Origin of the sequence: Streptomyces sp. NPDC127197 (genome assembly GCF_042672405.1) — a bacterium.
Taxonomy (GTDB): domain Bacteria; phylum Actinomycetota; class Actinomycetes; order Streptomycetales; family Streptomycetaceae; genus Streptomyces; species Streptomyces flavusporus.
Genome location: NZ_JBHXVG010000002.1, coordinates 348,986 through 375,658, shown reverse-complemented (window position 1 = coordinate 375,658; position 26,673 = coordinate 348,986). Strand labels below are relative to the sequence as shown.

The window sequence follows — 26,673 nt, the reverse complement described above, 5'->3', positions numbered from 1 at the left end:
GAGAGAAGCAACAGCATGGTGATCGTCTTTCTGCTCGTCGTCGTGAGTGTCCTCGTGGTGGCGAACTGGTATCTGTGGCGCCGCCTGTTCCGCGACACGACGCAGAGCCCGGGCCCGGTGCGCCGCGCGGGGGCGGTGCTGGTCGCGGGCGGCTGGGTGCTCGCCATCGGCGCGCTCGTCGCCGAACGCACGGGCGCCCCCTTCTGGCTCCAGCGCACCCTCGCCTGGCCGGGATTCATGTGGCTGGCACTGTCCATCTACCTGCTGCTGGCCCTGCTCGTGGGTGAGGTCGTACGACCGCTGCTCCGCCGCTTCCTCGAACGCCGGGACCACGAGCGGGCGTCGGCCGTGGCCGACATACCGCAGCCGGAACCTGAACCCGTCACGGCGGGCAGTGCCGCCGCGCAGCCGGACGCCACCGACCCCCCGCAGCCGCCGGACCCCATCTCCACCCCCGCACCCGCCCCCTCTCGTCGTCTGTTCGTCTCCCGGGTCGTCGCCGGCGCCGCTGCCGCGGCGGCCGTCGGAACCGTCGGCTCCGGCACGTACGGCGTCCTGAACGGGCCAAGTATGAAACGCGTCACCGTCCCGCTGGCCAAACTCCCGCGCGCGGCGCACGGTTTCCGGATCGCGGTGGTCAGCGACATCCATCTGGGCCCGGTCCTCGGCCGGGGCTTCGCCCAGAAGGTCGTGGACACGATCAACTCGACGCAGCCCGACCTCATCGCGGTCGTCGGCGACCTCGTCGACGGCAGTGTGAAGGACCTGGGGCCCGCGGCCGCGCCCCTCGCCCAGCTGACGGCCCGCCACGGCGCCTACTTCGTCACCGGCAACCACGAGTACTTCTCCGGCGCCGAGCAGTGGGTGGAGGAGGTACGGCGACTCGGCCTGCGCCCCCTGGAGAACGCCCGTACGGAACTGCCCCACTTCGACCTCGCGGGCGTCAACGACGTGGCCGGTGAGGAGGAGGGCGACGGTCCGGACTACGCCAAGGCCCTCGGCGACCGGGACACGGCACGCGCATGCGTGCTCCTGGCCCACCAGCCGGTGCAGATCCACGACGCCGTCGAGCACGGCGTCGACCTCCAGCTCTCCGGCCACACCCACGGCGGCCAGCTCTGGCCCGGCAACCTCCTTGCGGCGGCCGCGAACCCGACCCTGGCGGGCCTGGAGCGCTACGGCGACACCCAGCTGTACGTCAGCCGCGGAGCGGGCGCCTGGGGGCCGCCCACGCGCGTCGGCGCACCCTCCGACATCACGGTGATCGAGCTGGCCTCGCCCCGGTGACAGGGCGAAGAGAGCGACGGCGGATCTGAGCCCCTACACGGGCGCAGCCGTCCGGGCCGGCAGGGTCACCGTCACCGCCAGCCCTCGCCCGGCGCCGTACGCACCGCCACTTCGCCGCCGTGCGCATGGACCACCCCCTGCACGATCGCCATGCCCAGCCCGCTGCCGGCGCCGCCTCCCGCGCGGAAGAAGCGGTCGAATATGCGGGCCGCGTCCTCCGTGTCGAGGCCCGGCCCCTCGTCGGCGACGCACAGCCGTACCACGCCGTCGGAGCGCTCCACGCCGAGCCGCACCGGCACGTCGGCGGGTGTGTGGATACGGACGTTGCCCAGGAGGTTGCCGAGTATCTGGCGCAGCCCGGACTCGTCGGCGTGCACCAGCAGGGAGCCGTCGGCGCCGACCGTGATGGGCCGTTCGGGCTGCTGTACGCGCAGGTCCTGAGCCGCCTCCCGCACCAGCCGGCTCAGGTCGACGTTGTGGAAGCGCAGTTCGGGCTGCTGGTCGAGGCGGGCGAGGATGAGCAGTTCGTCGACGAGCCGGCCCATGCGGTCCGCCTCCGCCATCACCCGCTCCCAGGCCCGCTTGCGGTCCGCCGGGTCGCGCAGCATGCCCTTGTCGTACAGCTGGAGGTAGCCGCGTATCGTGGACAGCGGGGTGCGCAGTTCGTGCGAGGCGTCGGCGACGAAGCGGCGCAGCTGGGCGGCGCTGCGTTCACGCGTGCGGTACGCCGACTCGACCTGGTGGAGCATCGAGTTGAGGGCGAGGCGGAGCTGCTCGACCTCCAGGGTGGCCTCGCGGCTGGACGGCACGCGCCGGGTCAGGTCGCCCTCGGCGATCGCCGTCGACGTCTCGACCATGTCCTCCAGGGGCTGCATCCGGCGGCGCACGCTGAACATCGTGAGGCAGGCCAGCAGGGCCAGCAGCAGGGTGCCGACGGCGAGGTCGAGCTTGAGGGCTCTGGTGAGGACCTGGGTCAGCGCCTCGGTCGAGGTGGCGAGCAGGACGGTGGTGCCGTCGGCGAGTCGGCCGGCGGTGACGCGGTAGTGGTCGCCCTGGACCTGGAGGTCGTGGGGCTCGGTGTCGGCCACGAGGACCGCGGGTTCCTTCACCGCGGCGGCCAGCGCGCGCTGGGTGTCGGTCGGCGCGAAACCGCCTATGGTCAGGGGACGTCCGGCCTTGTCGACGGCCGCGAAGACGGAGCCCTGCACGAGCGAGTCGGCGTCGCCGCCGGAGGAGTCGGGAGCCAGCTTTTCACTGAGGGCGAACAGCGCGGTCAGCGAGTCGACCTGCTCGAAGGTGAGCGGGGCGTCGCCGATCGAGGTGCGGGACGTCATCAGCTCGCGGTCCACGGTGTCCAGCAGGTAGATCCGCATGCCCATCAGGCTCACGGCGGTCGCCACGACGATGGAGAGCGCCAGCAGCACCACGTTCGCCAGCGTCAGCTTGCCGCGCAGCGAGTGCAGGCTGCGTCCGCAGCGGCCTTTGTACGGCCTCATGCCAGCCCGTACCCGACGCCCCGCCGGGTGGTGATCACCGGCGGTCCCAGCGCGTCCAGCTTGCGCCGCAGATAACTGATGTAGGTCTCGACGACCGTCGACTCGAGCGGGACATGCTCGTACTGCCAGACGTGGCGCAGGAGTTGCTCCTTGGGCACGATCCGGCCGCCGTTGCGCACCAGGAAGCGCAGCAGGGCGTACTCGGTGGGGGTGAGCTCGACCGTGCGGCCGGCACGGCGCACCGAGTACGTCGTCTCGTCCAGCTCCAGGTCGCCGTACCGCAGCGGCGGGCGGTGGGGCAGCACGTCGGCGGGGCGGGTGCGGCGCAGCACCGCGGTGACCCGGGCGACGACCTCGTCGATGTTGAACGGCTTGGTGATGTAGTCGTCGCCGAAGCCGAGGGCGCCGACGACCTCGGCGGGCGAGTCGCGCGCGGTGAGGAACACCAGCGCCAGGTCCGGGCGCCGCTCGCGCAGTTCACGGCCGAGGGCGCGGCCGTCGCCGTCCGGGAGCATGACGTCGAGCAGCGCCGCGTCGGGGCGGGTGCGCTCGGCGAGGGTGAGCGCCTCGCGGACGGTGCCCGCGGTCATGACCTCGAAACGGTGGTAGCGCAGGGCGATCGCGAGGACGTCGGCGATGCTCACCTCGTCCTCCACGACCAGCACGGTGCCGGGAGCCGTCGTCATGCCCCCAGTATCGGCGCGGGCACTGACAACCGTGCCGCCTTCGCTTTGGAGTTCGTTGAGAGTCATGGGCCGGTCGTGTTCACGCGCGCGCGGCGCCGCCGATCCTGGTGCGCAGGACCTGGGGGACCAACCGACAACGGATGAAGGAGCGTTGAGCGTGGCGACATTGGCACGATGGTGCTATCGGCACCGGCTGGTGGTCCTGTTGCTGTGGGTGGGGGCATTGTTCGGCCTGGGCTTTTCGGCCTCGAGCGCGGGCACGAACTACGCGGAGGTCTTCTCCCTGCCGAACACGGACTCCAAGAGCGCGTACGACCTGATGCAGAAGGCCTTCCCGCAGCGCTCCGGGGACGTCGACACGGTGGTCTGGAAGGTCGACGAGGGATCGGTGCGGGACGAGGACGTACGGTCCCGGATGGAGCCCGCGCTGCGGGAGATCGGGGAGATGGACGGGGTCGGCGAGGTCGCCGGCCCGTACGGGGACCGGGGTGCGGCGCAGATCAGCGAGGACGGGCGAACCGCCTACGCCCAGGTCACCTTCGCCGAGCAGGCGAACGCCGTACCCAAGGAGCTGGTCCAGGACGTCGTCGACACGGCACAGGACGCGGGAGGCGACGGCCTGCAGGTGGAGCTGGGGGGCCAGGCCATCACCCGCGTCCAGGAGCCGCCCACCGGCACCGCCGAACTGGTCGGCATCGTGGCGGCGGCCGTCGTGCTGTTCCTCGCCTTCGGTTCGCTGTTCGCGATGCTGCTGCCGCTCGTGGTCGCGATCTTCGGCGTGGGTACGGGCATGTTCTCCACCCAGCTGCTCAGCCATGCCACGAACGTGCCCGAACTCGCCTCGTTCCTGTCCACGTTGATCGGTCTCGGCGTCGGCATCGACTACGCCCTGTTCATCGTCACGCGGCACCGGCGCGGCATCCTGCGCGGCATGGCCCCGGAGGAGTCGGCGGCCACCGCCCTCAACACCTCCGGCCGGGCCGTGCTGTTCGCGGGCGGCACGGTGTGCATCGCGCTCGCCGGGATGCTGGTGACGAACCTGCGCTTCCTCGACGGTGTCGTCATCGGCACCTCGCTGACCGTCGTCCTGAGCGTGCTCGCGGCGATCACCCTGCTGCCCGCGATGCTCGGCTTCCTCGGCCACCGGGTGCTCAGCCGCCGCCAGCGCCGCAAGCTGGCCGCGCAGGGGCCCGAGCCGGAGCGGGCGAGCGGGCTCGCGGCCCGCTGGTCCGCGACCGTCCAGCGGCGCCCGCGTTCCGTCGCCGCGCTGGGGCTCGTCGTGATGGTCGTCCTCGCGCTGCCCGTGCTGTCGCTGCGGCTCGGCACCGTCGACCAGGGCAACGACGAGGCGTCGACGACCACCAGGAAGGCCTACGACCTGCTCGCAGAGGGATTCGGCCCCGGTTTCAACGGCCCGCTCCAGGTCGTGGTGGACGGCGACGGGACCGACGGGCTGGTCACCGCCATCCGGGAGACGGAGGGCGTCGCCCAGGTCGCCGCGGCACCGCCCGCGAACGGCGTCACCGTGATCCAGGTCGTACCGACCACGTCACCGCAGGCCGTGGAGACCGACCGCCTCATCGACACCCTGCGCGACGACGTCATCCCGGATGCGGGGGCGCAGGCCCATGTCGGTGGGGTGACCGCCGTGTCGAAGGACTTCGCGACCGTCACCGGTGACCGGCTGCCGTTGTTCATCGCGACGATCATCGGACTCGGCTTCCTGCTGCTGATGGTCGCCTTTCGCTCCCTCGTCGTACCGCTGACGGCGGCCGTGATGAACCTGATCGCCGCCGCCGCGTCGTTCGGGGCGCTCGTCGCGATCTTCCAGTGGGGCTGGGGCCTGGATCTGCTGGGCCTCGGCAAGGAGGGCCCGATCGCCGCGTTCCTGCCGATCATCATGCTCTCCCTGCTCTTCGGCCTCTCCATGGACTACCAGGTGTTCCTGGTCAGCCGGATGCACGAGGAGTGGGTGCACACGAAGGACAACGCGCGCGCGGTGCGCGTCGGCCTCGCGGAGACCAGCCGGGTCATCAACTCCGCGGCCCTGATCATGGTCTGCGTCTTCCTGGCCTTCGTGCTCAGCGGCGACTACGCGGCGGCCATGGCGGGCGTGGGTCTCGCGGCCGCGGTGGCCCTGGATGCGTTCATTCTCCGTACGGCCCTGGTGCCGGCCGCGATGCACCTGCTGGGCCGCGCCAACTGGTGGCTGCCGGCGGGGCTGGAGAAGCGGCTGCCGCATCTGGCGGTGGAGCCGCGGGAGGAGGCGGTGGAGACGGTGCCTGAAGGGCCTTCATCGGTGATCCACGGCTTCATCCGTACGGCGGAGGGCGAGCCGGTGGAGGGGGCGGCGGTGACACTGCTGTCGCGGGGCGGGCGTCAGCTGGACCGGGTCACGTCCCTGGCGGACGGCTCGTACATCGTGGCGGTGCCGGGACCGGGGGCTTATCTGCTGGCGGCGACGGCGAGCGGTCTTGGCTCCCGGGCACGGCATGTGGTCGTGGAGGAGGGGCCGTTGGTGTACGACGTGGAGCTGGCAGAGGTGGCGGAGGGGGAGGTGGACGCGGTCAACTAGCCTTCCTCTGCCCGGCCTTGATGATCTGCTCCACGTCGAGGGTGACTTCGGTGCCGATCGTGTCGGGCAGCGTGACGGTCTCGCCGGGAGCGTGTACGCGATGGTTCGCGTACACGCTCCCGTCCGGGTCGGTGAGGACGTGGAGGCGCTGGTGCTTGCGGTCGACGACGAGGTAGACGGGGACCTTCGCCTCGGCGTAGGCGTCGACCTTGGTCTTCAGGTCGTCCTTCCAGTTGCTGGAGGTGACCTCCAGGACGAGACGGAAGCAGACCGGGTCGTACGCGTTGTTCTCGACGAAGTGGTCGTCGATGTCGGCGTCCACCACCACGAGGTCGGGGATGGCGTAGTCCTCGGGGCCGGTGGGCAGCCAGAGGCCGACGTTCTGGAGGACCTCGGTTTCCGTTCCGTGCAGGCCGGCGGCAATGAAGGGGATCATGAGGCTGGTCAGAGCGCGGGCGTGGGGGGCATCCGGTGATGGGGTCACGAGGAGATGGCCTCCGATGATCTCGACGCGGTAGCCCGGATGGCGCTCCATGATCTCGTCGGCGATGGCCGTGAGCGAGAACGGCTCGTCGTCGAAGGGCTGCTCGACGGATGCAGCGGACATCGCGTGCCTCCTAGGGGCTGGTGTCGAGAGCATCATCGTAGGCAGGCCGCAGGCGCTCCGTCCCGTTCCGGCTCGTTCACCCGAAAGTGATCACCCGGTCCGGCCCTCACGTCCCGGATCCGGCAGCACCTTCGTCATCCCCGGCAGAAAGTCCGTGAACAGCTCGTGCACCTCCAGCACCAGCGGCCGCAGCACCCGGAACCGCGCCAGGGCCACCCCGCGCGCGGTGAGCCGGGCCCCCCGCTCGGCCAGCCGGTAACTGCGCTCGCGCCCCTCGGTCCGGTCGAAGATCCAGTACAGGCACAGGCCCATCTGAGCCAGCCACATCAACTCGGGAAGGACGTCCCGCAGTTCCTCCGGCACCTTCGCCCTGGACCCGGCGAGCACCTCCCGGTGCACGCTGACCGCCTCCACGCGCGCGTGCTCCGACTCCGGCGAGAAGGGGCTGAGCGGGCTGTCCGGGTCGGCGGCGTTCTTGAAGAACTGCACCGCGAACTCGTGGTACGGCGTCGCGACGTCCAGCCACGCCTTCAGGACGCCCGCGAGCCGCGCCTCCAGGTCGGTCTCCCGGTCCAGGACGTCGCGGACCGCCGCCTGGTGCTCGGCGGCGATCCGGTCGTAGAAGCCCTGGACCAGGTGCTCCTTGCCGGCGAAGTAGTAGTACGCGTTGCCGACGGAGACCCCGGCCTCCTCGGCGATGGCCCGCATGGTGGTCCTGTCGTACCCGCGTTCCCTGAACAGCCGCATCGCCGTCTCCAGGATCAGCGCACGCGTCTGCTCGGACTTGGTCGGCGTACCGCTCCCCTCGGGGTGGTCGCTCGGCGCGGGACTGTCGTTCTTCGCGGGCACGAAGAGAGCCTAGCCAGTGGGATTCAGGGCCTCCGCCCCAGCTCCGGCCGCTTGCTGTAGTCCGTGAATCCGAGGATGTTCCCCCATGGATCGGCGATCTCGACGGTCCAGCCGGTGGCCACGGGGGAGGGGGCGTCCAGGAGGGGGATGCCGGCCTCGGTCAGGGCATGGGCCGCCGTGCGCGCGTCCGGCACCTCGAGCCACACCCGCGGCGACGGCCAGGGCGGCGTACGGTGCCCGAACTCCTCCTCCCGCCGCAGCAGAATCCCGGGCGTCTCACCTCCGACCTTCAGCAGTGCGATCCCGGCCTCGTCGAGCCGGAAGTCCGTCGCGAACCCGGCCCGCTCGTACCACCGCACGGCCTCGTCGAGGTCCCCGACGGGCAGCAGTACGTTGTCGAAACCGAGCAGCTCGTACGACTGGTCATCTGACATGCCCTCAGGTTAGGTGCACGCCGAAGCCCGGCCACGGACACCGGACCGCGGGCCGGTCATGTGATCACCCGTTGAGGTGAGGCCGAGGCCGGAGGGCCCGTTGTCAGTGCGGATCTCCGGGAGCCCGACACAGCGAGGGCTCCCGGCCCGGCGTACCGGACGGGGAGCCCTCGCTGTGCTGACGGAAGGTCAGAAGCGCCGGGTGATCAGCGCCCTCTTCACTTCCTGGATCGCCTTGGTGACCTCGATGCCGCGCGGGCAGGCGTCCGTGCAGTTGAAGGTCGTGCGGCAGCGCCAGACGCCGTCGCGGTCGTTGAGGATCTCCAGGCGCTGCTCGCCGGCCTCGTCACGCGAGTCGAAGATGAAGCGGTGCGCGTTGACGATGGCCGCCGGGCCGAAGTACTGCCCGTCGTTCCAGAAGACCGGGCAGGACGACGTGCAGGCGGCGCACAGGATGCACTTCGTCGTGTCGTCGAAGCGCTCGCGGTCCTCCGCGGACTGCAGACGCTCACGCGTCGGCTCGTTCGTGTCCTTCGTGATGAGGAAGGGCATGACGTCCCGGTACGCCTGGAAGAACGGTTCCATGTCCACGACCAGGTCCTTCAGGACCGTCAGGCCCTTTATGGGCTCGACCGTGATCGGCTTCTCGGGGTTGATGTCCTTGATCAGCGTCTTGCAGGCCAGGCGGTTCTTGCCGTTGATCCGCATGGCATCCGAGCCGCAGATGCCGTGCGCGCAGGAGCGGCGGAACGTGAGCGTGCCGTCCAGGTCCCACTTGATCTTGTGGAGGCCGTCGAGGACGCGCTCCTTGGGGTCGATCTCCAGCTGGAAGTCTTCCCAGGTCGCCTCCGCCGAGACCTCCGGGTTGAACCGGCGGACCCGGAAGGTGACGGTGATGTACGGGGTGGCCGTGGACTCCGCCTCGGCCTTGTCCAGAACAGGGGTAGCCATCAGTACTTACGCTCCATCGGCTGGTAGCGGGTCTGGACGACCGGCTTGTAGTCGAGACGGACGGACTCGGTCCCGTCGGCGCCGACCTCGCGGTACGCCATGGTGTGGCGCATGAAGTTGACGTCGTCGCGGTTGGGATAGTCCTCGCGGTAGTGACCGCCGCGGGACTCCTTGCGGGCCAGCGCGGACACCGCCATGACCTCGGCCAGGTCGAGCAGGTTGCCCAGTTCGACGGCCTCCAGGAGGTCCGTGTTGAACCGCTTGCCCTTGTCCTGGATCGCCACGTTCTTGTAGCGCTCGCGCAGCTCGGCGATCTTCTCCACCGCCGTCTTGATCGTCTGCTCGGTGCGGAACACCATGACGTTGGCGTCCATGGTCTCCTGCAGCTCCCGACGCAGAGTCGCCACGCGCTCGGTGCCCGTCGACGTCCGCAGCCGCTCGATCTGCTCGACCACGAACGACTCCGGGTTCTCCGGCAGCTCGACGAAGTCCGCCGTCTGCGAGTACTCCGCCGCCGCGATACCGGCCCGCTTGCCGAACACGTTGATGTCCAGCAGCGAGTTCGTGCCGAGACGGTTCGCGCCGTGCACGGACACGCACGCGACCTCACCGGCCGCGTACAGGCCCGGGACGACGGTGGTGTTGTCGGCGAGGACCTCGCCCTCGACGTTGGTCGGAATGCCGCCCATCGCGTAGTGCGCCGTCGGCTGGATCGGGATCGGGTCCGTGTACGGCTCGATACCGAGGTACGTCCGCGCGAACTCGGTGATGTCGGGCAGCTTGGCGTCCAGCTGCTCCGGCGGCAGGTGGGTCAGGTCCAGGTAGACGTGGTCGCCCTCGGGACCGCAGCCGCGGCCCTCACGGATCTCGGTGTAGATCGACCGCGACACCACGTCTCGCGACGCGAGGTCCTTCATGACCGGCGCGTACTTCTCCATGAAGCGCTCGCCGTCCTTGTTGCGGAGGATGCCGCCCTCACCACGGGCGCCCTCCGTCAGCAGGATGCCCATGCGCCAGATGCCGGTCGGGTGGAACTGGAAGAACTCCATGTCCTCCAGCGGCAGACCCCGGCGGTAGACCGCGGCCTGGCCGTCACCGGTCAGCGTGTGCGCGTTCGACGTCACCTTGAAGAACTTGCCGCAGCCGCCGGACGCGTAGATCACGGCCTTCGCCTGGAAGACGTGGATCTCGCCGGTGGCGAGTTCGTACGCCACCACACCGGCCGACTTCTTGATGCCGTCGACCTCGGTGATCAGCTGGTCCAGGACGTAGAACTCGTTGAAGAACTCCACGCCCTCCTTGACGCAGTTCTGGTACAGCGTCTGGAGGATCATGTGGCCGGTGCGGTCGGCCGCGTAGCAGGAGCGGCGGACCGGGGCCTCGCCGTGGTTGCGGGAGTGACCGCCGAAGCGGCGCTGGTCGATGGTGCCGTTCGGGGTGCGGTTGAACGGCAGGCCCATCTTCTCCAGGTCGAGGACCGAGTCGATGGCCTCCTTCGCCAGGATCTCGGCGGCGTCCTGGTCGACCAGGTAGTCACCGCCCTTGACCGTGTCGAAGGTGTGCCACTCCCAGTTGTCCTCCTCCACGTTGGCCAGCGCAGCGGCCATGCCGCCCTGCGCGGCGCCCGTGTGGGAGCGGGTGGGGTAGAGCTTGGTCAGCACGGCGGTGCGGCTGCGCTTCGTCGACTCGATGGCGGCGCGCATGCCCGCGCCGCCGGCGCCGACGATGACGGTGTCGTACTTGTGGATCTTCATGAGTGGATACCTCAGCCCGTGCCTAGCGGATGTCCGGGTCGAAGGTGAAGATCACCAGCGTGCCCAGCAGGATGGTGAACACCGTTGCGGTGTACAGCAGGCCCTTCAGCCACAGGCGCGTGTTCGCGCGCTCCGCGTAGTCGTTGATGATCGTGCGCAGACCGTTGGCGCCGTGCAGCATCGCCAGCCACAGCATCAGCAGGTCCCAGACCTGCCAGAACGGCGACGCCCAGCGGCCGGCCACGAAGGCGAAGCCGATCTTGGAGACGCCGCCGTCCAGCACGAGCTGGATCAGCAGGTGCCCGATGACCAGGACGACCAGGACGATGCCGGACAGGCGCATGAAGAGCCAGGCGGCCATCTCGAAGTTGCCGCGCGTGGTCTTCGGGGTCTTCTTGGTGCGCTTGCGCGGGGGCTCGATGAGCGGTGCGGGGTTGTCGACCGTGTAGACGGAGCCGCCCTCGACGGGGCCGATCCCGGAAGCGGTCTTTTCAGTCGTGGACATTGGCGTCAGCTCCCGAACACTTCACGAGCGGCGTGGCCGAGGACGGGGTAGATCGCCCCGAGCATCAGCACGACCCAGATGCCCACGACCGTCCAGAACATCTGCTTCTGGTAGCGCGGGCCCTTCGACCAGAAGTCGACGGCGATGACACGCAGGCCGTTGAGCGCGTGGAAGAGGATGGCGGCGACGAGGCCGTACTCCAGCACGGCGACGATCGGCGTCTTGTACGTTGCCACGACCTCGTCGTATGCCTCGGGGGAGACACGGACGAGTGCGGTGTCCAGCACGTGTACGAACAGGAAGAAGAAGATGAGGACGCCGGTGACTCGGTGAGCCACCCAGGACCACATTCCTTCCCGGCCGCGGTACAGCGTTCCAGCCGGCACGGAAGAACCCTCCGGGAGCGGGGATTGGGGCCTGCCGGCTTCGTTGGTCGGACGGGCCCGGCCGGGTACGGTCCACCGGCCCCCAGCATCGTAGCCAGGCGCTGCCGCTGGGCTGACAGGGGGCCTACGGATGTGATCAAAGTGGCAGTCGAACGGGCTATTCGGGGTGGGATGTGCTGTTATGTGCCGGCTGCGGGTGTGTTGTGGCTGGTCGCGCAGTTCCCCGCGCCCCTGAGGTAGGTCACCAGCCGCCCTCTCGCCAGGCGCCGCAGCTCCTCTGCCGACACCAGTCGTTCTTCCTCCGGATCGTTTGCCAATCGTGACCGGATCGATGCCAGGACCTGGTCGAGGGCCTCGTTCGGCGGGAGATCATCCACGTAGATGACGAACGCGTGTCCGAATCGGGACTCGTATGCCGCCTGGGCCGCGCTCAGTGCCGTGTGGGCGGCGGAGTACGCGCCCTCGGGCAGTTCGGGCAGGGCTTCCGCCGCCAGCGCCTCCGCCAGGTCCCCCGGTGTCAGGTCGTACGCCGCCTCGTCGGATGCGGCGAGCAGGGCGTCCAGGTCGGGGTAGGGGCGGTGGGCGGTGAGGCGGTGGGCCCAGTGGGGGCTGCGCAGGCAGGTGAGGAGGATGCGCTGCACCGCCTCGGCGGGGGCCGTGTTGAACAGGTCCAGCGGGGCAGGGGTGCCGCGGGTCTGTTCCGGTAAGGCGACTTGGCCGGGGAGGTCTGGGAGACGGTGCGCAGGCAGCGTGGGTCCTCGTGGGCGTCACGTGTGTGTCGGCAGGGGATCTTGTGAGAGGCGTGTCGTCACGTTATCGAGAGTGGTCACGGACTGTCCGATGGATGCGCGAATTTCACCCCAACGGCAGAGTTTGGAAGCGCGTGGTGGACGCTCGACGCCTTAGGTTGGCGGAGTGAGTCAGCGCAGGCGCCGGGCACCGGCGACGAAGGTGAAGCGGAGGCGGGTGCTGATCACGGCGGCCGTCGCCGGCGTGATCGCGGTCGGGCTGAGCCTGGGCGTGTGGGCCGTGGAGGGCGGCAGCGGTCCGGCCGGTTCGGCGGCCCGGCCCGCGGACACCGCCGCTCCGACGGCCTCCGACCCCGATGCCGCCGCCGCGCCGACCCCGACCCCGTCGCCCACCCGCTCGTACCCCCTGTCCACGGCCCCGCGCACGATCCCCGCCGTCCGCGACCACACCCCGGGGCGCGGCCCCGGATGGCGCCCGGCGCGTGGGTACCGCGTGGTGGTGAACGACGCGGACCTGGCCGACGAGGGGCGGCTGATCGCCGGTGAGCTGGGGCTGTCGTACGGCGGTGAGAAGGATGACGTGCGCGCCGGGGACGTACGGCTGGCGCTCGGCGGGGAGGCGGGTGCGGACCCGGAGTCGTACACCATGACCGTGCGCGGCGGGCGGGTGACGATCAGCGGGCCCGCCGACGCGGGCGTCTTCTACGGCACCCGCACGCTGAAGCAGACCGTGCACGGTGGTGGCACGGCGCCGGAAGGCATCGTGCGCGACGAGCCGGCCAAGCCGCAGCGCGGGCTGATGCTGGACATCGCCCGCAAGCACTTCACCGCCGACTGGATCGAGGACCGGGTGCGGGAGCTGGGCGACCTGAAGTTCAACCAGCTGGGCCTGCACTTCTCCGACGACCAGGGCTTCCGCATCGAGTCCGACAAGCATCCGGAGATCGTGTCCGAGGAGCACCTGACCAAGGCGGAGGTCAGCAGGATCGTCGACCTCGCGGAGAGCCGGCACATCACGGTCGTGCCCGAGATCGACTCGCCGGGGCACCTGGGCGCGGTCATCGCCGCCCATCCCGATCTGCAGTTGCGCAACGCGCAGGGCGTGGCGGCGCGCGGTGCGGTGGACATCTCGAAGCCGGCCGCCGGCGAGATCGTCGACGAACTGATCGACGAGTACGCCGGCCTCTTCCCCGGCGAGCAGTGGCACCTCGGCGGTGACGAGTACCGGGCGCTGACGGCCTCCGACCCCCAGGCCTCGTACCCGCAGCTCGCGGCCGCCGCTCGGGAGGCGTACGGCTCCGGCGCGACCGTTGCCGACCTCGCCACCGGCTGGCTCAACGACCGCGCCGCCACCGTCCGCGCCCACGGCCGCACCCCGCGCGCCTGGAACGACGGGTTCTATGCCGGTACGACCGTGCAGCCCGCCAGGGACATCAAGGTCGCGTACTGGACGGGCAAGGAGATCGGCGCGCGCATCCCGGTCGAGTATCTGAGGGCGGGCCGCGAGGTCATCAACTACAACGACGAGTTCCTGTACTACGTCCTCGGGCAGCCGCAGACCTTCGTCTATCCGACGGGGCAGCGGATCTACGAGCAGTGGACGCCGCGCGTGCTGCGCGGGACCCAGGCGGTTCCGGCGCAGTACGACGACCAGATCCTCGGCGGCTCCTTCGCGGTGTGGTGCGACCTCGCGAACTCCCAGACGCAGGCCCAGGTGGCCGCCGGCATCCGGATGCCGCTGCGGGCGACGGTCCAGAAACTGTGGGATCCGGATCAACCCGAGCTTTCCTGGGCAGAGTTCCGCAAACTGGCCGACCGGCTCGGCTGAAGGCGCGAAGGGCTGCGAAGTCCCCCGGGGTTGTGGTGTATTCGGCCCACAGGGCCGAGTCGAAACGCCGGGGGAACGGACATGGGCTACTGGGGATACTTCGTCGTGGGACGCGACGAGCGACCGCTCGCGGAGCTGGCTGCGCTGTCGGGGGTGCCGGGCGGTGAGCTGCGGAAGTCGGCGCCGGGTGGCTGGCAGGTGTGGGAGTACGCCGGCGGCGACGGTGACGTCGGCAGCATGAACGCGCTGGCCGCCGAGACCGGGGCGCCCGCGCTCTTCGGGTACGTCATGGACAGCGCCTGCGTGGTCGTGGAGGCGGCGGCACCGCAGAGCGGGGCGTGGACGGCCTGTCTGGCGCGGGCAGCGATGGCCGGGTACCTCGGCGCGGACAGTGAGGGGCTGACGCTGGAGGACTACTTCCTCGACCCCCGCGACGCCGCCGAACGGGCCGTCGCCTGGGCCGCGGAGGCCGGTCACACCGTGCCCGCCGAGCCGCTGCTCGACGTCCTGACCGCCGACCCCGACCCGGCCCCGCTCCCGCGGGACCCCCTGGCCGAAAACCTCTTCTTCCGCTTCCTCGACCGGCTCGGCGTGGTACCCCTGTGACATTGCGGCGGCGTTGCGCGCAGTAAGGGGAAGTGCGGGCTCCGTAAGGGATGGCGCCCCGGAGCAGGAGGCGTGGATGAGCCTGGTGGAACTGATCGCGCAGGCCGACGAACGCGGACTGGTCGCCAGTGGGCTGGCTTGTTTGGATCGGTGTGTGCCCTTGTTGGGCGGTGACGACGAGGTGCTGCGCCCGCTGTGGGCGAACCTCGCGGACGGCTCGGACACGCACGAGTGGGGCGCTCTGCTGGACAAGACGCGCGCACAGCTGGGCGTCGCGGACGTCATGGACGCCGAGGACATCGAGGACGAGGCCGCGTTGCTGGTCCGGCGGATGCTGGCCGCCGCCCCGGGTGTCCGGTCGGCCGCAGAGGCGCGGGTGTGGGCCGACGGCTGCTCGGTCGCCTCCCTGCAGATCCACCGCCTCCTCGACCCCGCCGAGGACGGCGCGGACTCGGTCGACTCCCGCCGCGCGGGCCGTACGGAGGGCATGTCGCCGCTCGTCGCCGCCGAACTGCGCCGCCAGATCACCGTCCTGGAACTGCTCGCCGAGCACGGCTCGGGCGGATTGCGCCGGGCGCTGGAGGTCTCCACGGAGGGGCGGCGGGTGCTGCGGGCGGTCGTGTCGCGCCGGGCGCGTCACGCGTAAACCGGGTTGCGGGAAAGTATCCTGTGACCGTCCTGGGGTGGCGTTGGGGCGGTCCTGCGCCGGTTGCGGGAAACCGCCGGATCCGGGTGACGAATCCTCGCGCCGCCGCGCTCTTCGGAGTGTGACGACTGTGACGACAGAGCAGGAAACCAGGCCCTCAGCTGCGACGAAGCCGGTGCGCTGGGCGGCGGACGCGGTGGCGACGCTGCGCGAGGGGGCGCGGCTGCATCTCGACTACTCGGCGCAGAGCCTGTGGCGCGTCGACCGGCTCATCGACGAACTGCGCCGGGAGGAAACGCCGTACGCCGCCGTGGAGAGCGTGCTGCGCGGCCTGGGCGCGTACGCGGGTGAGGTGATCATCCGTCAGACCGGCGCCGAGTGGTGGGCGACCGGGGGCGACCACTGGGTCCGCACCCCCGACGGCCGCCTCTGGGACCCGGTCGACGAGGCCCGCCGCTGCTTCACGGGCGACGGTTCGCTGCGGCTGCTCTGCCGGGACGCGACGCTCGGTACGACCGGGCGGTGACGGCCGGGGCCCTGTGCAGTGCGGGCCCCGGCCGTCGGATCCGCGGCTACGGCGTCAGGGTCTGGCCCAGCATGCCGTCCGTGGGGGTGCCCAGGGCGGACTTGCTGAGGATGACCGCCTGGGCGTAACCGAGGCCCGTGCTGTTGCTCGGCAGGTACATCAGGATGCCGTCGCCGCCGTCCTCGCCCGAGGCGCCGAACGTCAGGTCGGCGCGCCCGTATCCGGACAGGTCGGTGAGCGAGACGGCTGAGCCGAACCCGTCGTTGGACTCGGTCGAGCCGGGGACGCCGGTGGTGTCCTGTGAGATCGCGAGCGAGCCGGAGCCGGTGAGGCCGGTCGAGCTGCCCCTGATCAGGAGCGCGCTGCCCGCGTTGACCTGGTTCACCCCGCTGCGGGTGAGGTCCTCGTTCTTGGCGCCGGCGAGGACGTCCGGGTAGCCGTCCGCGTCGTAGTCGCCGATGGAGACGGAGATGCCGAGGGCGTCGCCGGATTCGTTGCCGCCGGGGACACCGGCGGTGTCCTGGTGGACGACCTTCATGCCGGTGGTGGTGAAGCCGGTCGACGTGCCGAACAGCATGGTGACCTGGCCGCCGGAGATGGCGCCGGACTCGGAGGCGACCGCCTGGCCGATGACGATGTCGTCATAGCCGTTGGCGTTGATGTCGCCCGCGGCGATGGAACGGCCGCCCTTGACGGAGATGACGCCGGCCTTGGTCAGACCGGTCGCGGAGCCCGCGAACCGGAGCACCCGCCCGATGCCCGCGGTGTCCCGGTAGTTGAGGGCGACGTCCGCGTAGCCGTCCCGGTTGAAGTCGCCGGTCGCGGCGTCGAGGTGGGCGAGCGAACCCGTGGCACTGGTCAGCGTGCCGGACGCGGTGGCGCCGCCGGACAGCCGCACGTGCCAGTTGCCGCCCTTGCCGGTGCCCGCCGAGAAGACGTCCGCCTTGCCGTCGGCGTTGAAGTCGCCGACCGTGACGGTGGAGCCGAGCCTGGCACCGGCGGCTGTGACCGTGCCGGACGTGGTGTACGAGAAGCCCTTGGTGAGCGTGGGGCCGTACATCACCGTGACCTGGCCGCGGTCGGTGTTGCCGCCGGTGTCGTCCTCGCCGGGGGAGCCGATCGCGAGGTCGGCGTGGCCGTCGCCGTTGTAGTCGCCCCACGCGGTCGAGGCGCCGAAGGAGTCACCGGCCTCGGAGGAGTCGGGGACGCCGGCGCTGTTCTGGGTGAGGCCGATGCGCGACGCCGTGACGGGGCCGTCGATGCCGCCGGGGATCACGGTGACCCGGTTGGCCACCGGCGTACCGGCGACGAGGTCGCTGACGCCGTCCCGGTTGTAGTCCGAAGTGGCCAGAGCGTGCGAGATGCCCGGGGTCTTGGCGAGGGCGCGGATCAGGCCCAGCTTGGGGTACAGGTTGGCGCCGGGGCAGGCCGTGGCGTTGGTGTCCTTGTGCCCGAAGACGCGCGGCAGGGTGATCTGTTCGCCCAGCGGCACGTTGTTGCCGCTGTAACCCTTCTCCGCGCGGGAGGTCAGCGTGACGCTGGTCGTCGGGTCGATGCCGTACATCCCGAACTTCCAGGCGATGATCCGGGCCATGGCGTCGAGCGCGGCCCGGCTCGGCTTGGCGGTCTCGAAGTTGCCGATGTACGAGATGCCGAGCGTGTCGGTGTTGAACCCGGCGTCGTGCCCGCCGATCACCGGCAGGTCCATGCCGCCGCTGCGGCCCTCGAAGATCTGGCCGCACCTGTCGACGACGAAGTTGTAGCCGACGTCGAAGTAGTCCTGGGCGAGGTGCGCCTGCTGGATCGTCCGCATCCGGGCCCGGGACTCGGCGCAGGAGAGCGTGTTGTCGGGGTCCGTTCCGGTGTGGTGGATGACCGCGGCCTTGATGTCCGTGCCGTAACTCGGGGTGCCGTTGTAGTCCGTCGACGCACCCCATTCGGCCTGCGTGATGATCGGCGGCTTGACGACGGTGGAGGGGCGCGGCGCGGGCACCGTGGGTGTCGGCGTGGGGGAGGCGGACGGCGAGGCCGACTCCGACTCCGACTCCGACGGCGACGCCGACACCGACTCCGAAGGTGAGGGGGTGACCGTCGGCGTCGGGCTCTCCGTGGCCGGAGACTCCGTCACCGGCGCGCTGGTCTCCGCGGCGAACGCGGCGGGTTCCATACCCGCCTCCGTGCCGGTGGTCGCCGAGTCGGTTCCGGGGTCGAGCAGTTTGACGTCCATGCCGGCCGGCTGACCGGTCGCCTCGCTGCCGTCGGCGTTCACGAGGCGGACCTCGATGCCGTCGGAGTCGCCGGTCCACAGGGACTCGGTGCCACCGCGGGCGGCGGCGCGCTCCCCCTCGGCGCCGTCGGCCTGGATCGGCTCGGCCGCCAGATCCTGCCACGTCGACCACTTGCCGGTCTCGATGTCCCGAGTACGCACCTGGGGCCTGCCCTTGGCCTTCGCCTCCGGGTCGTCCCAGGTCAGCACCACGGCGCTGAACCGGTCCGTGTCCCGTCGGTCCAGGCCCTTGCGGCCCCTGCCCTCGTCCTTCAGCTTCAGCGTGTGCACGGACGGCTTGCGGCTCTCCCCCTTTGCGTCGGCCGGCGCGGACGGATCCGCGATCGCGTACGTCACGACACCGGCACCGCTGAGCGCGACGGCTCCCACCGTCAGCCACGCACGTCTCTTGAGACTGAGCGGTTTGTATGCATGCGACGTACGACGCATACGTCGAGTACGACGACTCAAGACGAATCCACCCCAAAGAAGGCCGTACAAGGCCAGAGAAGAAGAAAGTCACGTGAGGCACATCCGTCACACGGATGGCCTGCTTCACCCAGCGATTCGCGCCGGGTAAACGTCACAGCCCGGCGAGTTTAGTGACGTAGATCACGTCAGACTGCTCAGCCGATAGCGATCCGGGGCCGAACTGCCCGCCGACTACAAGCAGTTGGGCCAGGCTTTCGGCGTCGGCGAGTTCTCGCAGGAGGTGTCGGTGCTGTGCGCCGACGAGACCCGGGTGGGGGACCTGCTGCTTTGGTGGCGCGGACTGCTGGAGAGCGATGACAGTTCGGACGGCCCGTTCGCGCCCTACCGGATCCATGAGCCCGGCACGACCGGGGGCCTGATCCCATGGGGAACCACGCGTTCGGCCGACAGGTTCTTCTGGCAGGTCACGGACGGTGCGGTGGACGCATGGCCGGTCCTCGCCATGCAGGTGGACACCCAGGGTGGAACCGTTACGAGATGACCGCCACGGAGTTCCTGTACCGGATCCTCACCGATACCGGGTTCCGGCCCTACACCGTGGCCGATGCCGTGCCCGAGCCGTTCTTCGAGCCTGCCTGAAGTGCCGTGACGGAGCGGAGGGAACTTAGCCTGATGGACGACGTGTGGAAGCCGCCCGCGTACGAGTCCCAGCAACCAACATCCGCACCGTATGTGTGGCCACACACGCCGGCGGCGGACCGTGTGGGCAGTCGCATACCAATGGTGGTGGCGTTGTCTTCATGATGCGGGTGATAGGTGTCGGCGGCGATCACGTCGTCATCGACGAGACCGGGACGAGGGTGAGCGTCAACGGCAAGACCCTGCGGGAGCCGTACCTGTCCGAGGGGGAATCCCGGTTTCGGCCTTCCTGTGAAGGCCACCGTCCCCGTGGGTCGGCTCTTCCTCCTCGGCGACCACCGGGACATCGCGGCCGACTCACGCGCCCCCCACTACGAGCACAGCGGAACCATCGCTCGCTCCGCCGTCGTCGGCATAGCGGTGGACCCCGCAAGTGTTCCCTCCCCCGATCGTCCGTGGACGTGGGTGGGCGCGGCAACAGCCGCCGCGGGCCTGGCCACCACCGTCCCGGCCGGCCAATGAGGAGGCGGAGCCGGGTCCTTGGCGGACGCGGCCCCACTGGTCCGAAGGGCGTCAGCTCGCCCAGACCTCCGCATCGTCGGCCGGGACGGTGGTGGCCAGGCCCAGTTCCTTGCGGGCGGCGACCGTCTTGTTCGGGTCGAGGCCGGTGAAGGCCGGGTCGTAGGCGAGGTAGAACGCGTCGGCGTCGGTGGCGTTCGCGGCCTTCTTCCAGTGCTCGGCGGTCTTCTTCAACTGCTCGCGGAGCTTGCCGATCTCCGTGCCCTCGATGTCCTGCAGGCCCTCGAGGTGCGCATCGAGGGCGGCTGCGACGGCTTTGGCCTGCGCCTTGTAGCCGTCCAAGTCGTCCTCGACGTAATCCTCTTCGGACTGGTTCGCCCACAGAGCGTCGTAGACGGCGTTCGCACCCTTCAGGTAGGCGGTCTGCTCGGGCTTCAAGGTCTTTGCGTCGGCCTTCAGTGAGCCGGTGAACTTGCCCGATTCCTTGGTGTAGGTGCAGGTCACGGCGCGGTCACCCGTCGCCCAGCTCTCCTTGGTCGGGGTGTAGTAGAAGAGGTCGACCCCCTTGGGGAGCGCCCAGGTGTCCTGGGCGAACTTCCCCGCCTCGACCGGGCACCGCTCGTCGGCGATCGCCGAGACCGCGTCGTCGCCGGGGTATGTCTTCTCTTCGTCGATCTTGAATTCGCCGACGACCTGACCCGCGTGCGCCTCACCGCAGGGCACGATCTCGACGGCGAACGTATCGCCCTCGACCTTGCCGTTCGGGTTGTAGCAGTCCCCGATGTTCAGCGAGAACACCGATCGCTGGCGGGCCACCTTCTTCGCGCCGTCCTTGGCGCTGTCGACGGCATCCGAGACATCCGAGCACCCCACCGCGCCGATCGCGAGCAGGGCGACGACGGCAGATATGCCACGAAGGGGACGGTATGGGGTACGGATTGCCATGACGTGTACATCCTCTTATGAGAACTTTATGAGGGGCGGCGTGCGCATCGTATGCCACTCTGTGACGGGACTGCGCGAAGGTCCTTGCCGGTCAGGACGGGTGCACGGCAAGTCCCAGCCCTCCGGGGCTTCGTGCCGACGCTCGGCCCGTTTCAGTCAGCGGCGATGTCGCGCTCCGTGCCGGGCCAGTACTCGGACAGCCGGTCCAGCGCCGGCAGGCCGCCGTCCTGCACTCTCCTCTTGGCTCGTCACAGCCTCTCTGACTCTCGACGAGCCGCAGTGGTTGTATGCGATCGCTGCAGGTACGGTCCACGGCACGGCGAAGAGTTCGATGCGGCCGAAGCCTTGCAGGGCGGGGTCCCCGGCCGGGAACGGGTCGGGATTCTGGGGGCGTGGCCGCCGTGACCTCCGCTCGGGGGCTCGGCCCCTCGGTGGGCCGGGACGGCTTCGTGGGCGGACCCGCCGTTCCCTGAGATGCGTCGCGGACTCACGAGAAGTCAAAAGGTTGTACGTGTCCTGCGACCTTGCTGTGTGCGAATGAACACGCTCGTTACCCGTGATGCTCGTGAGGCGACGTCCGCTTGGTCGGCGGGAGGACCAGAAGGAGTCCTTCCGCCGGCCAAGCCAAAGGGGTGGGGTCCCCATGAGCACAGTGGACGAACGCACACCGCGCGCACGTGAGATGCGCCCCTACGCCGCGGCCTTCGTCACCCGCGTCACCGCCCGTAATCGCCTGCCGCTGGACTACTCGGTGGCCAGCCTGCGCATCGTCGACTTCCTGATCGACGGACTGCGCAGGGGCGACGCCGACCGGGAGCGCGTGCGGGAGACGCTGTCGGGGCTCGGGGCGTACGTCGGTGAGGTGCTCGTGCGCCGCGCGGGGGCGGTGTGGATGGACTTCGACGCCGACCAGTGCGCCTACTTCGGCCAGCCGGTGGGGTGCGGATGCCGGACGGGCGGGTCTGGAACCCGCTCGGCAAGGTCCACAACCGGTTCGACGTCGGCGGCCCCGGGGAGTCGCTGCAGATCTTCTACCTGACCCTGCACGGGCGGGCACGGAGAGCCGTGGCATGAGAAGACGCATCGCCGCGACGACCGCGCTTCTCGTCTCCGCCGCACTCACGGGGTGCTCGGTGGATGACGCGCCGCCCTCCGAGCCGAGCCGCCGGGCCGCCGCACCCGCCAAGACCGAGCCCGCACCCGCCCCCGAGACCCCCGCCGAGTTCCTCGCCCTGGCCGAGGAGGCGATGGCCGCGGAGCAGGGCTGGACCTTCACGGTGAAGGGCACGAGGGCCTGGTCCTGCGAGGGCAGGAGAACGCCGCGACCTACACGGCCACCGTGCACCGGACCACCGGCGACCCGTGGGCGCTGCACTCCACCGGCACGATCCGCGGCAGGAACGGGGCCAAGCCAGAGGAGATCTACGTCGTCGACGGGACGGCGTACGTCAACGAGGGCGGCGGCGCCTGGGAACACGGGCCGCTCTCCGACCCGGAGTTCGCGGACAAGGTGGAGGACCCCCTCGCCGCGCTCGACGGGTTCCGGGGATACGGCGACGGGATCACCCTCGCCGAGCCGGACGGCCCCGAGGGCCGGGTCGAGTTGCGCGTCCGTACCACGACCGCCCGGCTGACCGGTGTACGGGACGAGGGCGTCGTACAGAAGGCGCTGCGCGAATTCACCCCGACCCTGGAGCAGTTGCGCGCGGCCGGTGTCACCGCCCCCGAGAGCCGGATCATCGTGGCGGGCACCGAGGAGTCCTTCGTGCTCGACGCCTCGACGTACCGCGTCACCGCGCACACCTTCAAGTGCACCTTCCTGATCCCCCACGAGGGACGGCAGATCCGCTACGACCAGGAGGTGACGGAGCGGACCGCGGGGACGTACGAGGGCACCGTCGTGCTTCCGGACGGAGTGGGCTGATGAGCGCCCTGTGACACTTCTGTGAGGCCGGGCGCTGTTGACCGTGGGGGTAGGTGGGCAAAGTGCGGCCGTACCCCGGGGCACGGATTCGCCACGAACCAGTACGGACGAGGACAGTTCTTGGGCCGAGGAGGGGAACCCCGCCGCGTGCACGCGCACGACGGGGAATTGGGCGCGGCCGTCGCGCGGGCCCAGGAAGGCGACGAGGCCGCCTTCGCGGTCGCGTACCGGCTGGTGCAGCCAGGACTGCTCGGGTACCTGCGCGGGCTGGTCGGGGACGACGCGGAGGACGTGGCGTCCGAGGCCTGGCTGGAGATCGCCCGGGACCTGGGCCGGTTCAAGGGTGACGGAGCCGGGTTCCGGGGCTGGAGCGCCACCATCGCCCGGCACCGGGCGCTGGACCATCTGCGCCGGCAGAAGGTGCGGCCCCGGTCGTCGGCGCTGGAACAGGACGTACTGGACCTGGCCGGTCCGCACAGCACGCACGACCAGGCGCTGGAGTCGATCTCCACGGAGCACGCCGTGGAGCTGGTCCGCGGGCTGCCGCGGGACCAGGCTGAGGCCGTGCTGCTGCGGGTGGTGGTCGGCCTCGACGCCCCGGCCGCGGCCCGCGTCCTCGGCAAGCGCCCGGGCGCGGTGCGGACGGCCGCGTACCGGGGGCTGAAGCGCCTGGCCAAGCAGCTGGGCGTCGAAGGTGTGACGGATGGCGGCCCCCAGACGCTGGGGGAATCGAAATGAACAGTGAGTGACGGCGGCGGCCAAGGCGGCGCATCGGCGAGGCAGGCCGGTCGGGTGCGGCGGCTCCAGGAAGGGCGCCGGTGGCCGGTCGGCGGACGGGCGCGTGAGTCGTACGGGCGTGCGCGCCGTACAGGCTCTCGTGGGCGCCTTACAGGCTCTACGGAAGCCGCGAGTCACAGCTGCCACATAGGACACATGGCGCACATGGTCACAGAGACCACGTGGGCCAGGGGGCCATACCGGCCCCACAGGCGTGTGAGTCACAAGAGTCCACAGGCCACACATGACTTGAACAGGTCGGACAGAGACGGGAAGCGGACATGGGTGAACAGCAGAGCGGCGGTGGGTCCCCCGGCCGTCGGCGTGTGCACCCTGACGGCATGGCCTCCGGCCACACGTCCGGTCACGCGTCCGGCCCGGCCGTGGCACTCGACGACGCCGAGCTGGAGGCGCTGCTCTCCGCCGTCATGCTGCGCGGGCACCACGTGGACGCCGAGGGCGAGCAGCGTGCCGTGGCCGCGTTCCAGGCCGCGCGGGACGCGGGGGCACACCGAGCGCGCACCCGGCGCCGGGACGACTGGCGGCCCCGCAAGCAACGGCGGCTGGCGCTCTCGGTGAAGACCACGCTCTCCCTGTTCATTGCGAGTCTCACGCTGGGCGGCGTAGCGGTCGCCACGATCGGCTCGTCCGACTCGTCGGACGGCCCTGCCGCCGACCGGGGCAGGCCGACCCGGTCGACCAGCACCTCCGACCTGCCGGCCGCCGAGCGCTCCTCCGCGGCGTCCGACGCCGCCTCCGGGAAGCCCGACCACCCGTCCACCGCCCAGGACACCGAGGCCCAGTGCCGCGCCTACGACCAGGTCAAGGACCGCGGTAACGCGCTGGACTCGACGGCCTGGCAGCGGCTCGTCACGGCGGCGGGCGGCGAGGACAAGGTGGCCGAGTACTGCGCCGAGCAGCCGGCGCGGGCGGCGGCCACGAGCAGGCCGAGCCAGGCGGCCACGCCGGGCGGCGGAGCGGCGGGCGCGACGAACGGTGCCGACGACAACCGTGCCGACAATGGGGAGAGCCGCGCGGGCAACGTGAACAGTGGCGCGGGCGGCGACCAGGCCGACAAGGCCACCGAGAACGGGAAGAAGAACTGACCCACAGGGAAAGAGCCCTGACCTCGCGCGCTCCGGTACCTCCACTCGCCAGGCGGCGCAGGCCCTGCGCCGAGGCAACGGCCGGGGCCGCCACCCCCCACAGGAGAGGCCCCGGCCGTCGCGCGGCACGGGCCGCGCGGCGGCCCGTACTCTCTACAGCGCCATGGGTGCGTTTTCTGTCACACCCTGGCGTGTCACGAGTTAGTTGCATCTTCTACGGACATGGACTGGGAGCGGTTTCAGGACGTAACGTGCCTTTCGCGCCAGACGGCGGAGGAAGGAAGACCACCGCAACCACTGCGGTCCTCGAAACCGCAACCATCAATCGAGTAACCACGACGGCGAGAACCCGGTCCGCGAGAGCGGCGCCGGTTTAGGCGCAAGAGGGGCGCGGTGCTGGGGGACGACGCGGAGCTGACAGCCGCGGTGCTTGCGGCACAGGACGGGGACGAGACCGCGTTCCGGACTGTGTACCGCGCGGTGCATCCACGGTTGCTCGGATACGTACGGACGCTGGTCGGCGACCCGGACGCCGAGGACGTGGCGTCCGAGGCCTGGTTGCAGATAGCGCGGGACCTGGAGCGGTTCAGCGGGGACGCCGACCGGTTCCGGGGGTGGGCCGCCCGGATCGCCCGCAACCGTGCGCTGGATCACATACGCATGCGGGGACGCCGCCCCGCGATAGGCGGCGACGAGACGGAACTGACCGGCCGGGCCGCCGAGTCCGACACTGCGGGCGAGGCCATCGAGGCCCTGGCCACCGACCGGACCCTCTCCCTCATCGCCCGGCTGCCGCAGGACCAGGCCGAGGCCGTCGTCCTGCGCGTGGTGGTGGGCCTGGACGCGAAGACCGCTGCCGAGACGCTGGGCAAGCGCGCGGGTGCCGTACGCACCGCGGCGCACCGAGGTCTGAAGCGGCTTGCCGAGCTCCTCGGCGAGGCGGGAGCCGATCCGGAATCGGCCGGCGTCCTCGACGCCCTGCCGCCGCAGCGAGAACCGCGCGACCGCGCGGTGACGTCCGCGAGTGTGACGCCTACGCGCGCGCGGACGCAGAAGGACATGTGATGGCCGACGAGCAGTACAAGTGGCTGGACCGTGATACGGCGGAGCGTTTGCTGAGCGGAGAGCCACTGGACGCTGTCGACGCCGCCGCCGGGGACCAGGCCGCAAGGCTGGCCGAAACGCTGGGTGCGCTGTCCGTGAGACCCGCGCTGACCAGCGAGGAACTCCCCGGTGAGGCCGCCGCGCTGGCCGCTTTCCGCAAGGCGCGGGCGGACCGGGACAGTGAGCGCGCCGACCTCGGTGCGCCCGGCGATGCACACCCCTCCGACGCCGGGCTCGTGCGGATCGGCGGCCGCTCCCGCCGGCGTACGCCCGCTGTTCGCGGCCCGCGCTGGGCCCGCCCCGTGCGTCTGGGGCTGGCCGCCGCGCTGGCCGTCGGCATGGTCGGCGGGGTGGCTGTCGCGGCCGGAACCGGAGTCCTGCCCACGCCCTTCGACGACGAACCCGGCCCGGCCGCCTCGGTCTCGGCCGCCGAACCGCCGGATCCGGAGCGCCCGCTCGTCTCGCCTCCGTCGGCGCAGGGCGGCGAGACCGGCGCGCCCGCGCCCGACGCCACCACGAGCGGCCCCGCCGTCGAGGAGTCCACCCCGGCCGACAAGAGCACGGCCGAGGAGCGGGACGGCGCCGAGAGCCCGGCCGGCCGGCCCGGCGGCTGGTGGGAGGCGGTCACCTCGGCGTGCCGTGATGTGCGCAACGGCAAGGACCTGGACCTAGGCCGCAAGCGGACCCTGGAGGGGGCGGCCGGTGGTTCGTCGCGCGTCGGGAAGTACTGCGACGACGTCCTGAAGAACGCCGGCGGTGCCGGGACCCAGGTCGACAAGGGCCGCAGCGACGGCGATGACGACGCCGGGAGCGGCGACAAGGACGACGAGGGCAACGGCGGCGAAGGCGACGACGGCAAAGGCAACGACGACGACAAGGACAAGGGCGAGGACGACATAGCCCCCGGCATCCCCGGCGACCGGGACGGCGTGTCGTCCTCGCCGCCGGCCTTCGCGCCCAGTCGCCCGGAGCAGCCGGCGACCTCGCCGCAGCCGACGCCCAGCCCGTCGCGTTCGGCCCTCTGACCTGCGGTTTCGTTCCGCGTTGAACTTTTCGCCGCGCGGGGTGTGACATTT

24 protein-coding genes and 3 pseudogenes are annotated in these 26,673 nt (G+C 70.7%); 15 read left to right on the top strand and 12 right to left on the bottom strand.

Translation table 11 applies throughout. The features are described from left to right. The first annotated feature begins 15 nt into the window (after positions 1–15). Positions 16–1,287, top strand: coding sequence for a metallophosphoesterase (locus ACFVJQ_RS04400; protein ID WP_385780812.1), 1,272 nt, complete (start codon positions 16–18; stop codon positions 1,285–1,287). A gap of 33 nt (positions 1,288–1,320) precedes the next feature. Here ACFVJQ_RS04400 and ACFVJQ_RS04395 read toward each other — a convergent pair. Both ACFVJQ_RS04395 and ACFVJQ_RS04390 read right to left on the bottom strand, forming a co-directional pair. After that, positions 1,321–2,783, bottom strand: a pseudogene (locus ACFVJQ_RS04395) (ATP-binding protein). Beyond that, on the bottom strand, positions 2,780–3,469 hold the full coding sequence (locus ACFVJQ_RS04390; RefSeq protein ID WP_385512674.1) for a response regulator transcription factor: 690 nt from the start codon (positions 3,467–3,469) through the stop codon (positions 2,780–2,782). Before ACFVJQ_RS04390 ends, ACFVJQ_RS04395 begins: the two are co-directional and overlap by 4 nt. Positions 3,470–3,635: 166 nt before the next feature. On the opposite strand from ACFVJQ_RS04390, the gene ACFVJQ_RS04385 reads away from it, so the two are divergent. Then, positions 3,636–6,044 carry an MMPL family transporter gene (locus ACFVJQ_RS04385; protein WP_385781024.1) on the top strand — a complete coding sequence of 803 codons (2,409 nt, stop codon included), beginning with the start codon at positions 3,636–3,638 and terminating at the stop codon, positions 6,042–6,044. Here ACFVJQ_RS04385 and ACFVJQ_RS04380 read toward each other — a convergent pair. The 8 genes from ACFVJQ_RS04380 to ACFVJQ_RS04345 form a co-directional block, all read right to left on the bottom strand. After that, positions 6,037–6,651, bottom strand: coding sequence for a Uma2 family endonuclease (locus tag ACFVJQ_RS04380; RefSeq protein WP_385780809.1), 615 nt, complete (start codon positions 6,649–6,651; stop codon positions 6,037–6,039). The two genes, ACFVJQ_RS04385 and ACFVJQ_RS04380, sit on opposite strands and share 8 nt — an antisense overlap. Positions 6,652–6,741: 90 nt before the next feature. Further along, complete coding sequence (locus ACFVJQ_RS04375; protein WP_385780806.1) at positions 6,742–7,500, bottom strand: TetR/AcrR family transcriptional regulator; 759 nt, start codon at positions 7,498–7,500, stop codon at positions 6,742–6,744. A gap of 23 nt (positions 7,501–7,523) precedes the next feature. Beyond that, a complete protein-coding gene (locus ACFVJQ_RS04370) occupies positions 7,524–7,934 on the bottom strand; it encodes a VOC family protein (RefSeq protein WP_224737949.1) in 411 nt (136 codons plus the stop codon). A gap of 189 nt (positions 7,935–8,123) precedes the next feature. Then, entirely contained in the window at positions 8,124–8,885 is a 762-nt protein-coding gene (locus tag ACFVJQ_RS04365) for a succinate dehydrogenase iron-sulfur subunit (protein ID WP_129803663.1), read from the bottom strand. After that, positions 8,885–10,639 (bottom strand): succinate dehydrogenase flavoprotein subunit, encoded by a 1,755-nt coding sequence (sdhA, locus tag ACFVJQ_RS04360; protein ID WP_385512677.1) that lies wholly within the window; start codon positions 10,637–10,639, stop codon positions 8,885–8,887. The genes ACFVJQ_RS04365 and sdhA overlap by 1 nt, the downstream gene beginning before the upstream one ends. Positions 10,640–10,661: 22 nt before the next feature. Beyond that, positions 10,662–11,144 carry a succinate dehydrogenase hydrophobic membrane anchor subunit gene (locus ACFVJQ_RS04355; RefSeq protein ID WP_385512678.1) on the bottom strand — a complete coding sequence of 161 codons (483 nt, stop codon included), beginning with the start codon at positions 11,142–11,144 and terminating at the stop codon, positions 10,662–10,664. A 5-nt stretch (positions 11,145–11,149) separates the two neighbouring features. Beyond that, positions 11,150–11,530, bottom strand: coding sequence for a succinate dehydrogenase, cytochrome b556 subunit (gene sdhC / locus ACFVJQ_RS04350; RefSeq protein ID WP_385512679.1), 381 nt, complete (start codon positions 11,528–11,530; stop codon positions 11,150–11,152). 179 nt (positions 11,531–11,709) lie between these two features. Then, positions 11,710–12,279 (bottom strand): 2-oxo-4-hydroxy-4-carboxy-5-ureidoimidazoline decarboxylase, encoded by a 570-nt coding sequence (locus tag ACFVJQ_RS04345; protein ID WP_385512711.1) that lies wholly within the window; start codon positions 12,277–12,279, stop codon positions 11,710–11,712. Between the two features lie 166 nt (positions 12,280–12,445). Between ACFVJQ_RS04345 and ACFVJQ_RS04340 the strand changes: the two genes are divergently transcribed. The 4 genes from ACFVJQ_RS04340 to ACFVJQ_RS04325 all read left to right on the top strand — a co-directional run bounded on the left by ACFVJQ_RS04340 (position 12,446) and on the right by ACFVJQ_RS04325 (position 15,885). Next, the gene (locus ACFVJQ_RS04340; RefSeq protein ID WP_385780801.1) at positions 12,446–14,107 is read left to right on the top strand and encodes a glycoside hydrolase family 20 protein; all 1,662 of its coding nucleotides are present in this window, start codon (positions 12,446–12,448) and stop codon (positions 14,105–14,107) included. Between the two features lie 81 nt (positions 14,108–14,188). Continuing rightward, the gene (locus ACFVJQ_RS04335; RefSeq protein WP_385512681.1) at positions 14,189–14,713 is read left to right on the top strand and encodes a hypothetical protein; all 525 of its coding nucleotides are present in this window, start codon (positions 14,189–14,191) and stop codon (positions 14,711–14,713) included. 76 nt (positions 14,714–14,789) lie between these two features. Then, entirely contained in the window at positions 14,790–15,359 is a 570-nt protein-coding gene (locus tag ACFVJQ_RS04330; protein WP_385512682.1) for a hypothetical protein, read from the top strand. 130 nt (positions 15,360–15,489) lie between these two features. Continuing rightward, on the top strand, positions 15,490–15,885 hold the full coding sequence (locus ACFVJQ_RS04325) for a hypothetical protein (protein ID WP_385512683.1): 396 nt from the start codon (positions 15,490–15,492) through the stop codon (positions 15,883–15,885). Between the two features lie 46 nt (positions 15,886–15,931). Here ACFVJQ_RS04325 and ACFVJQ_RS04320 read toward each other — a convergent pair whose 3' ends face one another. Further along, the gene (locus ACFVJQ_RS04320; protein WP_385780798.1) at positions 15,932–18,601 is read right to left on the bottom strand and encodes an FG-GAP-like repeat-containing protein; all 2,670 of its coding nucleotides are present in this window, start codon (positions 18,599–18,601) and stop codon (positions 15,932–15,934) included. Positions 18,602–18,824: 223 nt separating this feature from the next. Between ACFVJQ_RS04320 and ACFVJQ_RS04315 the strand changes: the two genes are divergently transcribed. From ACFVJQ_RS04315 to ACFVJQ_RS04305, 3 genes and pseudogenes are all read left to right on the top strand, one after another. After that, complete coding sequence (locus ACFVJQ_RS04315) at positions 18,825–19,124, top strand: hypothetical protein (RefSeq protein WP_385780796.1); 300 nt, start codon at positions 18,825–18,827, stop codon at positions 19,122–19,124. 259 nt (positions 19,125–19,383) lie between these two features. After that, positions 19,384–19,491 (top strand): annotated as a pseudogene (locus ACFVJQ_RS04310) (S26 family signal peptidase); the annotation flags it as partial. 22 nt (positions 19,492–19,513) lie between these two features. Beyond that, positions 19,514–19,744 (top strand): S26 family signal peptidase, encoded by a 231-nt coding sequence (locus ACFVJQ_RS04305; RefSeq protein ID WP_385512686.1) that lies wholly within the window; start codon positions 19,514–19,516, stop codon positions 19,742–19,744. Between the two features lie 51 nt (positions 19,745–19,795). Here the strand turns inward: ACFVJQ_RS04305 and ACFVJQ_RS04300 are convergent, their stop codons facing one another. Next, a complete protein-coding gene (locus ACFVJQ_RS04300) occupies positions 19,796–20,686 on the bottom strand; it encodes a septum formation family protein (RefSeq protein ID WP_385780793.1) in 891 nt (296 codons plus the stop codon). A gap of 643 nt (positions 20,687–21,329) precedes the next feature. On the opposite strand from ACFVJQ_RS04300, the pseudogene ACFVJQ_RS04295 reads away from it, so the two are divergent. The 6 genes and pseudogenes from ACFVJQ_RS04295 (at position 21,330) to ACFVJQ_RS04270 (ending at position 26,622) form a co-directional block, all read left to right on the top strand. Then, a pseudogene (locus tag ACFVJQ_RS04295) lies at positions 21,330–21,760 on the top strand (hypothetical protein). Positions 21,761–22,025: 265 nt separating this feature from the next. Then, positions 22,026–22,610 (top strand): hypothetical protein, encoded by a 585-nt coding sequence (locus ACFVJQ_RS04290; protein ID WP_385780790.1) that lies wholly within the window; start codon positions 22,026–22,028, stop codon positions 22,608–22,610. A 120-nt stretch (positions 22,611–22,730) separates the two neighbouring features. Continuing rightward, positions 22,731–23,348: an RNA polymerase sigma factor gene (locus ACFVJQ_RS04285; RefSeq protein WP_385512690.1), complete on the top strand. Its 618-nt coding sequence runs from the start codon at positions 22,731–22,733 to the stop codon at positions 23,346–23,348. Between the two features lie 380 nt (positions 23,349–23,728). Then, entirely contained in the window at positions 23,729–24,493 is a 765-nt protein-coding gene (locus ACFVJQ_RS04280; RefSeq protein WP_385512691.1) for a hypothetical protein, read from the top strand. Between the two features lie 393 nt (positions 24,494–24,886). Beyond that, a complete protein-coding gene (locus ACFVJQ_RS04275) occupies positions 24,887–25,558 on the top strand; it encodes an RNA polymerase sigma factor (protein WP_385512692.1) in 672 nt (223 codons plus the stop codon). Continuing rightward, positions 25,558–26,622, top strand: a complete 1,065-nt coding sequence (locus ACFVJQ_RS04270; protein ID WP_385512693.1) for a hypothetical protein — start codon at positions 25,558–25,560, stop codon at positions 26,620–26,622. Before ACFVJQ_RS04275 ends, ACFVJQ_RS04270 begins: the two co-directional genes overlap by 1 nt. Positions 26,623–26,673 lie beyond the last annotated feature (51 nt).